Raw genomic sequence first — 11,459 nt, forward strand, 5'->3', positions numbered from 1 at the left:
TCCGGGGTGGTCCGGAGACGGTCCGGAGCCGGGCCTGTGCAGCCCTCACCCCTTGCGGTTCCTCGGTTTACCTACGGTAACCTTACTTCAGAGTAAGAAGATAGAGCCGTGCCGCGCACCACCGGATCGCCGCACCGGCCCGCCGAACGCGCTGGGAGCCGCCCCATGCCCGAGGTCACCCTCACCGGCCCGCCCGCCCTCGCCCCGCTGCTGGCCCGCGGCGCGCTGCGCTCGGCGTTCAAGCGGCCCGGCGCCGACGCGGTGTTCCCGCGCGACCGGCTCGTCCTGCGCGGGGTGCGGGTCGATCCGGCGCGCCTCGCCCGCTACGAGCGGGTGTGCGGCTTCCCCACCGGCGAGGACTCACTGCCCGTCACCTATCCGCATGTGCTGGCCTTCCCGCTGGCCATGCGGCTGATGAGCGACCGGGACTTCCCGCTGCCGCTGCTCGGACTGGTGCACACCTCGATCGTCGTCACCCGGCACCGGGCGCTGCCGGCCGCCGCGGAGTACGAGCTCGCCGTCCAGGTCGACGGGCTCAACCCGCACCGGCGGGGCACCGAGGCGACCGTGGTGACCGAGGCGCGGCTCGGCGGGACGCTCGTCTGGGAGTCGAGCAGCACGTATCTGGCCCGGCACGGCACCGGCTACGGCGCCGCCCTGGAGCGGACCGTCCCCGAGCCGCTGCCGGTGCGGGCCGAGTGGCAGCTCGGCGCGGACGTGGGGCGGCACTACGCCTCGGTCTCCGGCGACCGCAACCCGCTGCATCTGCACGCCCTCGCCGCCCGCCTCTTCGGCTTCCGCCGGGCCGTGGCGCACGGCATGTGGACGGCGGCGCGCTGCCTCGCCGCGTACGGCGTGCCGCAACGGGCGCTGGTGGAGGTGGAGTTCCGCGCGCCGGTACTGCTGCCGGGCGTCGTGGAGTACGGGGCCCGGGACGGGCGGTTCGAGCTGCGGGGCGGGGAGCGGGTGCATCTGACCGGGCGGCTGCGGGGGTGGTGAGCGCCTCCGCCCGGTCGCCCGCGGCCCGCCGCGGTCAGGTGCGGGCCGACCAGCCCTGGTCCGACATCAGGTTGCCCAGGCCCGACCACGCGAAGTTCATCAGCGTCACCGCGGTCTGCCGGGCGGTCACGCCCTCGGTGGCGTTCGCCCAGGTCGCCAGGGACTCGGCGGACCCCACCAGGGCCTCGCCCAGACCGGCCACCTCGTGGTCGGCGAGGTCGGGGTCCTGATGGGCCTCGCGCGCCGCGACCGCGATCAGCCGGGTGACGAACGTGACCATCTCCGCGCGCAGTTCCGCCACCTCGCCGGCGAAGCGCTCGCCGTGCGTACGGGCCTGGAGGTGCAGCACCGACCAGGCGTCCGGGTTGCGCGAGGTGTGCGTGAAGAAGGCCAGCAGGCCGTCCCAGAGGCGCTGGTCGACGGGCCGGGCCGGGTCGACGGCGTCCCGGACCGCCTGGATGAGGGCGGCGGCCTCACGGCGGATGACGGCGGTGAAGAGGTCGTCCTTGGAGTTCAGATAGAGGTACACCAACGGCTTGGAGACACCCGCGAGTTCGGCGATGTCGTCCATCGACGCGGCCGTGTAGCCCCGCTGACCGAAGATCCGTACCGCGGCGTCCAGCATCTGCTGCTCACGGACTGCACGCGGCATCCGCTTGGTCTTCACAGCTCCCATGGGAGCAAGGGTAGTTACGAAGTCTGCTGGGTACGGGCCGCCTCGTCGACGACGGCGTCCTCCTGGCCTGCTTCTGCCTCGAACCTGGCCTTCATCCGCTCGACCTTGGGCACGAGCTTCATCGACGCCCGGTCGCGCTCGCCCCGCAGCACGACGAAGCTGATGGGCGCGGAGATCACCAGGGCGAGCAGCACGACCCACATGCCGTTCGAGCCGCCGAGACCGCGCGGGACGATGCCGGAGTGGACGAGGCCCCAGACGACCACGAGGCAGCCCACGAAGATCCCGAGGCGCATCAGTGTGTAGCGGAGCATCTCAATTCCACTCTTCCGGTTCTTACAGGACGGCAGTCCAGTGAACCACGCCGGATGGCCGATCTTGCAGGGGGGCCTCAGGCCAGCGGGAGCAGCATGATCACGTCGTCCCGGTCGTCGCCGGGGGCCACGCGGATGGCGTCCGGGACGCGGCCGACCTCCTTGTAGCCGCAGGAGGCGTAGAAGCGTTCCAGGCCGAGGCCGCCGCGGCAGGTGAGGCGGACGGCCTCGATGCCGTCCATCGCGCGGACGGCGTTCTCGGCGGCGGCGAGCAGGTCGCGGCCGTAGCCGCGGCCCTGGTGGCGGGGGTGCACCATGACGGTGTACAGCCACACCCAGTGCTTCATCAGGGGGTGGCTGTTGTACGTCACGAAGGCGGTGGCGGCGACCCTGCCGTCCTCGTCGTGGCCGACCAGGAGACGGCTGGCGCCGTCGGCCATCGCAGTGAGGTGCCTGAGCAGGGCCGGGCGGATGTCCTCCGGGGTCACCGGGGGTACGAAGCCGACGGCTCCGCCGGAGTTGGAGACGTCCGCCCAGAGGGCGAGGAGGCCGTCCCGGAGGCGGGGGGTGATGGCGGGGTCGAGGGTAAAGGTAAGTGCCACGGAGGCAGCTTAGCCATTACGCCGGGTTCCGAGCCGAGGCTTTCAGATGCTGGACGGGGTGGCCGGGGCCGTCATGTCCAGCACGGCCCGCACGGAGCTGGTCGCGCAGTTCCCCGCGCCCCTAAAAGCAGGGCGCCAAGCCCCTGAGACGCTTCAAGGACACGTTCCTCAGGGGCGCGGGGAACTGCGCGAGCAACCACGACGCACCCGCAGCCGGAATCAAGCAGCAACGTGCCCAACTGGCCGCGCAGTTCCCCGCGCCCCCAAAAAGAGCGGGGTGTCAGGCCCCTGAGGCGCCTCCAGGGCACGTACCTAAGGGGCGCGGGGAACTGCGCGAGCGACCACATGCGGCCCGCAGCCCGAAACCGAGCAGCAACCACGCACGGAGTCAGAGACGCATCGGCTGGGGGGATTCGCGGCGGGTGGGGTCGGGGGCCTCGTGCTCACGGATGATCTCGTAGCGCGTGTTCCGCTCCACAGGCCGGAACCCGGCGTCCCGGATCAGGTCCAGAAGATCGTCACGCGTCAGCTTGTTCGGCGTGCCGTAGTTGTCCGCGTCATGAGTGATCTTGTACTCCACGACCGAGCCGTCCATGTCGTCCGCCCCGTGCTGAAGAGCGAGCTGCGCGGTCTGGACGCCGTGCATCACCCAGAAGACCTTCACATGCTGGACGTTGTCGAACAGCAGACGCGAGACCGCGAAGGTCTTCAGGGCCTCGGCCGGCGTCGCCATGGTCGTACGGGCCTGGAGGGTGTTGCGGACCTTGCCGTCCTGCATGTCGACGAAGTCGTGCTGGTAGCGCAGCGGGATGAAGACCTGGAAGCCGCCGGTCTCGTCCTGGAGCTCACGCAGCCGCAGCACGTGGTCGACCCGGTGGCGGGGCTCCTCGATGTGCCCGTACAGCATGGTGCACGGGGTCTTCAGACCCTTCTCGTGCGCCAGGCGGTGGATACGGGACCAGTCCTCCCAGTGCGTGCGGTGGTCCACGATGTGCTGCCGGACCTCCCAGTCGAAGATCTCGGCGCCACCGCCGGTCAGCGACTCCAGACCCGCGTCGATCAGCTCGTCGAGGATCTCCGACGCCGACAGCCCGGAGATCGTCTCGAAGTGGTGGATCTCCGTGGCCGTGAACGCCTTCAGCGAGACGTCCGGCAGCGCCGCCTTCAGCTCCCGCAGCGAGCGCGGGTAGTAGCGCCACGGCAGGTTCGGGTGCAGGCCGTTGACGATGTGCAGCTCGGTGAGGTTATCCGACTCCATCGCCTTGGCGAGCTTCACCGCCTCCTCGATGCGCATCGTGTACGCGTCCTTCTCGCCCGGCTTGCGCTGGAACGAGCAGTACGCGCACGACGCCGTGCACACGTTGGTCATGTTGAGGTGGCGGTTGACGTTGAAGTGGACGACGTCGCCGTTCTTCCGCGTCCGCACCTCGTGCGCCAGGCCGCCGAGCCAGGCCAGGTCGTCCGACTCGTACAGCGCGATGCCGTCCTCGCGAGTCAGCCGCTCACCGGAGCGGACCTTCTCCTCCAGCTCGCGCTTGAGCCCGACGTCCATGCGTATGCCCTTTCTACGACAGCCCGGTCCACGTTACTCCCCTGCCTCTCGGGCGCGGGGACCCCACCAGGGGCTCAGCTACTGGACCTCGTCGGGGAGTTCGCCGACGCGGTTCTCCCACTTCGTGGAGAGCACGATGGTGGTGCGGGTCCGCGAGACGCCCTTCGTCCCGCTGAGCCGGCGGATGATCTTCTCCAGCCCGTCCACGTCGCTCGCCCGCACCTTGAGCATGAACGAGTCGTCGCCGGCGATGAACCAGCAGTCCTCGATCTCGGTGAGGTCCTTCAGCCGGCGGGCCACGTCCTCGTGGTCGGCGGCGTCGGACAGGGAGATGCCGATGAGGGCGATGACGCCGAGGCCGAGGGAGGCGGAGTCGACCGTGGCCCGGTAGCCCGTGATCACCCCGGCCGCCTCCAGCCGGTTGATGCGGTCGGTGACGCTGGGGCCCGACAGGCCGACGAGGCGTCCCAGCTCCGCGTAGGAGGCACGGCCGTTCTCTCTCAGGGCCTGGATGAGCTGCCTGTCCACCGCGTCCATGCGATCGAGCCTTCCGAGATAAAAAGTGATGGGGTCTTGGTACGAGTGCCGGTCAGGAGGGGCGGGCCCCGCCGAGGTCGCCCTCCCACCGGCGGTAGAGCCGGTGTGTGACACCCGCCGCGTCCAGTACGCGTCCGGCCACGAAGTCCACCAGGTCCTGGATGTGCGTGGCCCCCGCGTAGAAGGCGGGTGAGGCGGGTACGACGGCGGCGCCCGCGTCGTCGAGTGCGACGAGGTGGCGCAGGGTCTGGCCGTTCAGCGGGGTCTCCCGTACGGCGACGACCAAGGCGCGGCGTTCCTTGAGGGTGACGCTCGCCGCGCGCTGGAGCAGGTCCTTGGACAGGCCGAGCGCGACACCCGCGACACAGGCCGTGGAGGCGGGCACGATCAGCATGCCCTTCGTGGCGTACGAGCCGGAGGACGGTCCGGCCGCGAGGTCACCGGCGTTCCAGTACCTCACCCCGGACAGGTCGACGTCGAAGCTGTCCGGCTTTCCGTCGGCCCCTCTGGCCAGCCATTCCCGCAGGTCGTCGCGCCAATGGGCGTCCCGGAAGGAGATCCCGGTCTCGTCCAGCAGCGTGAGCCGCGAGGCTCGGCTGACGACGAGATCGACGGTCTCGCCTGCGGCCAGCAGGGCGCGCAGTACAGCCGCGGCGTAGGGCGTCCCTGACGCCCCGGACACCCCCACGATCCAAGGCTTGCGCTGCGATTCTCCTGCGTTCACATATTGAGCGTACCGGTGGGACGACCGTCGCTCAGGCCGGGGCGCCCTTGCCCCCCACGCCGGCGCCCCCGACTCCCCACGCCCCTCGAACGCGCGGGCCCGCCGTAGCCGTTCGCGCAGTTCCCCGCGCCCCTAGAACCTGCGGGTCCGTCGTGGCCGTTCGCGCAGTTCCCCGCGCCCCTTGTTGAACGTGAGCGTTCGTCGTGGTTGATCGCGCAGTTCCCCGCGCCCCCAAAACGTGCGAGTTCGTCGTGGGTATTCGCGCAGTTCCCCGCGCCCCTAGAACCTGCGGGCTCGGCGTGGTTGATCGCGCCGTTCCCCGCGCCCCCAAAACGTGCGGGTCCGCCGCGGGCATTCGCGCAGTTCCCCGCGCCCCTTGTTGAACGTGCGGGCTCGTCGTGGTTGATCGCGCCGTTCGCCGCGCCCCCAAAGCGTGCGGGTCCGTCGTGGGTATTCGCGCAGTTCCCCGCGCCCCTTGTTGAACGTGCGGGTTCGTCGTGGTTGATCGCGCCGTTCCCCGCGCCCCCAAAGCGTGCGGGTCCGTCGTGGGTATTCGCGCAGTTCCTCGCGCCCCTTGTTGAACGTGCGGGCTCGTCGTGGTTGATCGCGCCCCTTAGGGGCGTGCCCTTGAGGCGCCTCAGGGGTGTGGCGCCCTGCTTTTAGGGGCGCGGGGAACTGCGCGACCAGCCACATGCGGCCCGCACCCGGAAGCGGGGTCAACTGCGCGACCGGCGGCACGCGGACCGGGTCAGACCGTCAGGCCTCGGGCCAGCAGGTCCAGCAGGGCGCACACGAACAGGGCGATCCCGATGAAGCCGTTCACGGAGAAGAACGCCCGGTTCAGACGGGACAGGTCGTGGGGACGCACGATGGTGTGCTCGTAGACGAACGCACCCGCCACGACCACCAGCCCCAGCCAGAAGAACGCACCGGCCCCCGTCGCCAGGGCGTACCAGCCGAGCAGAACCGTCGTCACGGCATGACACACCCGCGCCCCCCAGATCGCCGCCGGGACACCGAACCGCGCCGGGACCGACATGACGCCGGTCTCGCGGTCGGTCTCCACGTCCTGGCAGGCGTAGATGAGGTCGAAGCCGCCGATCCAGACGCCGACCGCCAGGCCCAGCAGGACCGCGTCCCAGGACCACGACCCGGAGACCGCCAGCCAGCCGCCCACCGGGCCCATCGCCTGGGCGAGCCCGAGGATGGCCTGGGGGTAGTTCGTGAAGCGTTTGCCGTAGGGGTAGATCACCATCGGGATGACCGCCACCGGCGCCAGGGCCAGGCACAGCGGGTTCAGCAGCGCCGCCGCGCCCAGGAAGATCACCAGCGCGATCAGGGCGCCCGTCCAGGCGTGCCGTACCGACATCGCGCCCGTCACCAGCTCGCGCTGCGCCGTACGCGGGTTCCGGGCGTCGATCTCCCGGTCGATGATCCGGTTCACCGCCATGGCGAAGGTCCGCAGCCCGACCATGCAGATCGTGACCAGCAGCAGCGTGCCCCAGTGGATGTTCTTGTCCCACTCGTACATCGCCGTGAGCGAGGCGATGTAGGCGAAGGGCAGCGCGAAGACCGAGTGCTCGATCATGACCAGCCGGAGGAAGGCCTTGGTGCGCCCCGGCCGGGGCAGCGCGGCGGATGCCGAGGTCACAGCCCGTACTCCTTCCAGCGGCGGTCGACCTTCGCGGCCGTGTCCGGGTCGGACTCGACCATGTCCGGCCAGCCCCCGTCCCGCGTGTACCCCTCCTCGGGCCACTTCTTCGTCGCGTCGATACCCGCCTTGCCGCCCCAGAACTGCTGGTAGGAGGCGTGGTCGAGATGGTCGACGGGGCCCTCGACGACGTTCAGGTCGCGGGCGTAGTCCGTGTTGCCCAGCGCCCGCCAGGCGACCTCGTGCAGGTCGTGGACGTCGCAGTCGGAGTCGACGACCACGATCAGCTTGGTCAGGGACATCATGTGGGCGCCCCAGATCGCGGACATGACCTTCTGCGCGTGCTTGGGGTACTTCTTGTCGATCGAGACGATCGCGCAGTTGTGGAAGCCGCCCGCCTCGGGCAGGTGGTAGTCCACGATGTCCGGGACGATGATCTTGAGGAGGGGGAGGAAGAAGCGCTCGGTGGCGCGGCCCAGCGGGCCGTCCTCGGTCGGCGGGCGGCCGACCACGATCGACTGGAGCAGCGGGCGCTTGCGCATCGTCACGCAGTCGATGGTGAGCGCGGGGAACGGCTCCTGCGGCGTGTAGAAGCCGGTGTGGTCGCCGAAGGGGCCCTCCGGGAGCATCTCCCCCGGCTCCAGCCAGCCCTCCAGGACCACCTCCGCCTGGGCGGGCACCTGGAGCGGGACGGTCTTGCAGTCGACCATCTCGATCCGCTTGCCGGAGACGAACCCGGCGAACAGGTACTCGTCGATGTCGCCGGGGAGGGGGGCGGTGGAGGCGTAGGTGACGGCGGGCGGGCAGCCGAAGGCGATGGCGACCGGCAGGCGCTCACCGCGGCGGGCGGCGACCTGGTAGTGGTTGCGGCTGTCCTTGTGGATCTGCCAGTGCATGCCGATCGTGCGCTTGTCGTGGCGCTGGAGCCGGTAGAGCCCGAGGTTGCGGATGCCCGTCTCCGGGTCCTTGGTGTGGGTCAGGCCCAGGTTGAAGAAGGAGCCGCCGTCCTGCGGCCAGGTGAACAGCGCCGGCAGCAGGTCCAGGTCGACGTCGTCGCCGCGCAGCACGACCTCCTGCACCGGGGCGTTGTCGGCCTTGACCTTCTTCGGGGGCACGTGGGTCATCGAGCCGAGCTTGCCGAACGCCTCGCGCACCCCGACGAACCCGTGCGGCAGCTCCGGCTTCAGCAGCCCGCCGATCTTCCCGCTGATCTCGTCGTACGACTTCAGGCCCAGGGCCTTCAGCAGCCGGCGGTCGGTGCCGAAGACGTTCATCGCGAGGGGCATCGAGGAGCCCTTCACGTTCTCGAAGAGCAGCGCCGGGCCGCCCGCCTTGTTGACCCGGTCGACGATCTCCCCGACCTCCAGGTACGGGTCGACCTCCACCTTGATGCGCTTCAGGTCCCCGTCGCGCTCCAGTGCCCTGAGCAGGGAGCGAAGATCGTCGTAAGCCATGCGGCCAAGTATCCCCGAGCGGCTAACCTGAGCCCGTCACCGGGGCCGGACACGGGGCCCGCCGACTGAACAAGGGGCTGTACGACATGCTCAGGGTGCTGATGTTGCTCGTGCCGCTGGCACTGAGCATCTACGCGTTCATCGACTGCATCAGCACGGACGAGAAGGACGTCCGTCACATGCCCAAGCCGCTGTGGGCGATCCTCGTACTGCTGTTCCCGGTCGTCGGCTCGCTGTCGTGGATGCTCGCGGGCAAGCGGCGCAGCCCGGCCGCCGAGGGCTGGTCGGGCGTGTCGGCAGGCCGCGCGCGCTGGGTCGCGCCGGACGACAACCCGGAGTTCCTGAAGTCCCTGGGCGAGACGACGGAGCCGGGGAAGGACGAGGGGCCGCGCGAGGACGAGAAGCCGCGGAAGGACGACGAGCCGAAGGGCGAGTGATGGAACTCCGGCTGCTGGTCACCTTCGAGAAGGTCGCCACCGTGCTGAGTTTCACGCGCGCGGCGGCCGAGCTCGGGTACGCGCAGTCCAGCGTGACCTCCCAGGTCCGGTCGCTGGAGTCGTCGCTCGGCACGGAACTGTTCGACCGGCTCGGCGGGCACATCAGGCTCACCGAGGCGGGCGAGCGGCTGCTGCCCTACGCCCGGCAGATCATCGAGCTGGCCGAGGAGGCCCGGGCGGCCGTGACCGGCACGCAGGAGCCCTCGGGCACGCTCGTCGTCGGCACGATGGAGTCGCTGACCAACCACCGGCTGCCGCCCCTCCTGGAGTACTTCCACCACCGCCATCCCAAGGTGCGGCTGTCCCTGCGCACCACGATCGGGGACGAGACCCGGCAGGCGCTGCGGCAGGGCACGTACGACCTCGGGTTCCTCATGGAGGAGGAGACCGGGCACCCGGGCCTGGAGAGCGTCGTCCTCGCGGTGGAGCCGCTGGCGCTGGTGGCGGCTCCGGGGCATCCGCTCGCGAGCGGTCCGGTGGCCCTGGCGGATCTCGCGGCCGGTCCGCTGCTGGCGACGGAACCGGGCTGCGCCTACCGGGACCTGTTCGAGCGGGAGCTGAACTCCCTCGGCGCCCCGGTCGCGTTCATGGAGTTCGGCACGATCGAGGCCACCAAACGCGCGGCGGCGGCCGGCCTCGGGATCTCGCTGCTTCCCGAGGTGACGGTCGCCGCCGAACTCGCGGAGGGCACCCTCGTACGTCTGGACTGGCAGCCGCCCTTCACGCTTCGTACGCAGCTGGCGTGGCGGTCCGGGAAGCGGCTCCCGGCGCATGCGCGGCTGTTCGTGGAGCAGGCGCGGCGGCTCGTGGCCGAGCAAGGGTGACCTTGAGGCTCGCGGTCACGATCAGCGGGACGCCGAGCGCCTGGACGAGGCCGATGTGGTGGCCGTACACCGCCCAGTCGGCGACCATCGCGACGGCCGGGTAGACGAAGGCCAGTACGGCGATCTTCGCGGTCGGCAGCTGGGCGTACGCGGCGTACATCAGCACGTACATCAGCCCGGTGTGGATGACGCCGAGGCCCACCAGCCAGCCCCAGCCGACGCCGGTGCCGGACATCGCGCCGAGGTCGGCGAAGGGAAGCAGCAGCGGGATGCCGACGACGACCTGCACCAGGGCGATGAGGTGCGGCCGTACCCCGGTGATCCTCTTGGTGACCAGGGTGGACAGGCCGTAGAGCAGGGCCGCGAGGAGGGCCTGACCGACACCGAGGAGGTAGCCGCCGCCGCTGGTGAGGTCGCCGGGTGTGACCCCGGAGACGAGGATCAGCCCCGCGAAGGCCAGGGCGATCCAGCCGACCTTGGCGGCGGTGAGGCGCTCGCGGAACAGCAGCGCGCCCAGCAGGACCACGTAGAACGGCTGGGTGTGGTAGACGACCGTGGCCACGGAGATCGAGGTGTTCTCGTACGACTGGAAGAGGAGCACCCAGTTGAGGACGATGAACACCCCGCCGAGCACGGCGAGGCCGAGGGTGCGGCGGGTGAAGCCGTGGTCGCGCAGCCAGCCGCGGGCGGCGACGTAGCCGCCGAGCGCGAGCGCGCCGAACAGCACCCGGAAGAACACGACGTTCAGCGGCGAGGCCCCCGACTCCACCACGAACACACCGAGGGTGCCGGAGAGCACCATCGCGGCGGTCAGCTGGGCCGTGCCCTTGTTCTGCGATGTCATGACAGGGACGCTACGAGCGGGCGAAGCCCCTGGTCCACGCGCTGCCGGGGCGTTCTGCCGATGGGGTCATCGGGCCCACCGATGGGGCCTGGTCAGTCGAGTGCGGCCGGCTCCGCGCGCTCGACCCGGATGTGTTCGGCGCCGAACTCGCGCTCTATCAGCGGCCGGGCCGTGCCGGGGTCGTCGACGCCGATCCTGACGTATCCGCGTTCGTCGACGCCGACCTCGCGCATCTGGAAGGTGCCGTCCCAGCGGCCCATGTCCTCGCCGATCCGCTCGGCGAGGGCGTCGAGGTCGCGGCGATTCGTGTCGCTGTCGTGGAAGCGGACGTGGACGCCCTGCTCGGCCGCTTCGCAGACGGCCTCCTCGAAGGCGGTGGACGGGATGCGCCAGACGTCGGCGGCGTTGCCGTCCTCGTCGACGGAGAGCCCGGTGAACACGCCGGAGTGCCGTCCGGCGGCCAGTTCCCCGATCCGGTCGAGCGTGCGGTACAGCGGGCTGTCCTCGGGCGCGCCCGCCGGTCCGGTGGAACCGGGCCGGCCGCCGACGCACCCCTGCGTCGCCTTCCGCGACTCGACGGGTGCCCCGACGTCGCCGCCGGCGGTCCCGTCCGCGTCCACCCACACCGCGAGCGCGACCACCGTCGCGGCCGAGACGGCTCCCGCCGCCAGGCTGCCGTACTTCATGGGCCACTCCCTCCGTCACCGGCCTCTCGGGACTGTGACGCGGGACGGGGGCGAAACGTTGTGCGGGTTTCGGGGTGGGAGTTCGGGACTCGGCACGTC

At 70.6% G+C, this 11,459-nt stretch carries 13 protein-coding genes; 3 read left to right on the forward strand and 10 right to left on the reverse strand.

Annotated elements, in window-relative coordinates:
* Positions 1–165: 165 nt before the first annotated feature.
* Entirely contained in the window at positions 166–999 is an 834-nt protein-coding gene (locus ACZ6SQ_RS29545; RefSeq protein WP_469567361.1) for a MaoC family dehydratase, read from the forward strand.
* Between the two features lie 34 nt (positions 1,000–1,033).
* Here ACZ6SQ_RS29545 and ACZ6SQ_RS29550 read toward each other — a convergent pair whose 3' ends face one another.
* The 8 genes from ACZ6SQ_RS29550 to ACZ6SQ_RS29585 form a co-directional block, all read right to left on the reverse strand.
* Positions 1,034–1,675 carry a TetR/AcrR family transcriptional regulator gene (locus tag ACZ6SQ_RS29550; protein ID WP_469567363.1) on the reverse strand — a complete coding sequence of 214 codons (642 nt, stop codon included), beginning with the start codon at positions 1,673–1,675 and terminating at the stop codon, positions 1,034–1,036.
* A gap of 14 nt (positions 1,676–1,689) precedes the next feature.
* Positions 1,690–1,989 carry a DUF4229 domain-containing protein gene (locus tag ACZ6SQ_RS29555; protein ID WP_469567365.1) on the reverse strand — a complete coding sequence of 100 codons (300 nt, stop codon included), beginning with the start codon at positions 1,987–1,989 and terminating at the stop codon, positions 1,690–1,692.
* Positions 1,990–2,066: 77 nt separating this feature from the next.
* Positions 2,067–2,591, reverse strand: coding sequence for a GNAT family N-acetyltransferase (locus tag ACZ6SQ_RS29560; protein WP_469567367.1), 525 nt, complete (start codon positions 2,589–2,591; stop codon positions 2,067–2,069).
* Positions 2,592–2,979: 388 nt separating this feature from the next.
* A complete protein-coding gene (gene mqnE / locus ACZ6SQ_RS29565; RefSeq protein WP_469567369.1) occupies positions 2,980–4,143 on the reverse strand; it encodes an aminofutalosine synthase MqnE in 1,164 nt (387 codons plus the stop codon).
* Between the two features lie 78 nt (positions 4,144–4,221).
* Positions 4,222–4,680, reverse strand: a complete 459-nt coding sequence (locus ACZ6SQ_RS29570; protein ID WP_386380536.1) for an Lrp/AsnC family transcriptional regulator — start codon at positions 4,678–4,680, stop codon at positions 4,222–4,224.
* Between the two features lie 52 nt (positions 4,681–4,732).
* Entirely contained in the window at positions 4,733–5,404 is a 672-nt protein-coding gene (locus ACZ6SQ_RS29575) for a UbiX family flavin prenyltransferase (RefSeq protein WP_386380535.1), read from the reverse strand.
* 748 nt (positions 5,405–6,152) lie between these two features.
* Positions 6,153–7,055: a menaquinone biosynthesis prenyltransferase MqnP gene (gene mqnP / locus ACZ6SQ_RS29580; protein ID WP_469567372.1), complete on the reverse strand. Its 903-nt coding sequence runs from the start codon at positions 7,053–7,055 to the stop codon at positions 6,153–6,155.
* Positions 7,052–8,509, reverse strand: a complete 1,458-nt coding sequence (locus ACZ6SQ_RS29585; RefSeq protein WP_469567374.1) for a menaquinone biosynthesis decarboxylase — start codon at positions 8,507–8,509, stop codon at positions 7,052–7,054. Before ACZ6SQ_RS29585 ends, mqnP begins: the two co-directional genes overlap by 4 nt.
* 86 nt (positions 8,510–8,595) lie before the next feature.
* Here ACZ6SQ_RS29585 and ACZ6SQ_RS29590 point away from each other — a divergent pair, with 86 nt between their 5' ends.
* Both ACZ6SQ_RS29590 and ACZ6SQ_RS29595 read left to right on the forward strand, forming a co-directional pair.
* A complete protein-coding gene (locus ACZ6SQ_RS29590) occupies positions 8,596–8,946 on the forward strand; it encodes a PLD nuclease N-terminal domain-containing protein (protein WP_469567376.1) in 351 nt (116 codons plus the stop codon).
* Positions 8,946–9,830: a LysR family transcriptional regulator gene (locus ACZ6SQ_RS29595; protein WP_469567379.1), complete on the forward strand. Its 885-nt coding sequence runs from the start codon at positions 8,946–8,948 to the stop codon at positions 9,828–9,830. Before ACZ6SQ_RS29590 ends, ACZ6SQ_RS29595 begins: the two co-directional genes overlap by 1 nt.
* On the opposite strand, the gene ACZ6SQ_RS29600 is transcribed toward ACZ6SQ_RS29595, so the two are convergent.
* Positions 9,727–10,674, reverse strand: a complete 948-nt coding sequence (locus ACZ6SQ_RS29600) for a DMT family transporter (protein WP_469567382.1) — start codon at positions 10,672–10,674, stop codon at positions 9,727–9,729. The two genes, ACZ6SQ_RS29595 and ACZ6SQ_RS29600, sit on opposite strands and share 104 nt — an antisense overlap.
* A 92-nt stretch (positions 10,675–10,766) precedes the next feature.
* Positions 10,767–11,360: a hypothetical protein gene (locus ACZ6SQ_RS29605; RefSeq protein ID WP_469567385.1), complete on the reverse strand. Its 594-nt coding sequence runs from the start codon at positions 11,358–11,360 to the stop codon at positions 10,767–10,769.
* Positions 11,361–11,459 lie beyond the last annotated feature (99 nt).

This window comes from Streptomyces sp. NPDC048600 (genome assembly GCF_055587025.1).

Excerpts from the sequence above, each read along its gene's own strand:
- ACZ6SQ_RS29570 (WP_386380536.1), bottom strand. The coding sequence starts at position 4,680 with ATGGACGCGGTGGACAGGCAGCTCATCCAGGCCCTGAGAGAGAACGGC.
- mqnE (WP_469567369.1), bottom strand. The coding sequence starts at position 4,143 with ATGGACGTCGGGCTCAAGCGCGAGCTGGAGGAGAAGGTCCGCTCCGGT.
- ACZ6SQ_RS29555 (WP_469567365.1), bottom strand. The coding sequence starts at position 1,989 with ATGCTCCGCTACACACTGATGCGCCTCGGGATCTTCGTGGGCTGCCTC.
- ACZ6SQ_RS29600 (WP_469567382.1), bottom strand. The coding sequence starts at position 10,674 with ATGACATCGCAGAACAAGGGCACGGCCCAGCTGACCGCCGCGATGGTG.
- ACZ6SQ_RS29605 (WP_469567385.1), bottom strand. The coding sequence starts at position 11,360 with ATGAAGTACGGCAGCCTGGCGGCGGGAGCCGTCTCGGCCGCGACGGTG.
- ACZ6SQ_RS29550 (WP_469567363.1), bottom strand. The coding sequence starts at position 1,675 with ATGGGAGCTGTGAAGACCAAGCGGATGCCGCGTGCAGTCCGTGAGCAG.
- ACZ6SQ_RS29595 (WP_469567379.1), top strand. The coding sequence starts at position 8,946 with ATGGAACTCCGGCTGCTGGTCACCTTCGAGAAGGTCGCCACCGTGCTG.
- ACZ6SQ_RS29585 (WP_469567374.1), bottom strand. The coding sequence starts at position 8,509 with ATGGCTTACGACGATCTTCGCTCCCTGCTCAGGGCACTGGAGCGCGAC.
- ACZ6SQ_RS29545 (WP_469567361.1), top strand. The coding sequence starts at position 166 with ATGCCCGAGGTCACCCTCACCGGCCCGCCCGCCCTCGCCCCGCTGCTG.
- ACZ6SQ_RS29590 (WP_469567376.1), top strand. The coding sequence starts at position 8,596 with ATGCTCAGGGTGCTGATGTTGCTCGTGCCGCTGGCACTGAGCATCTAC.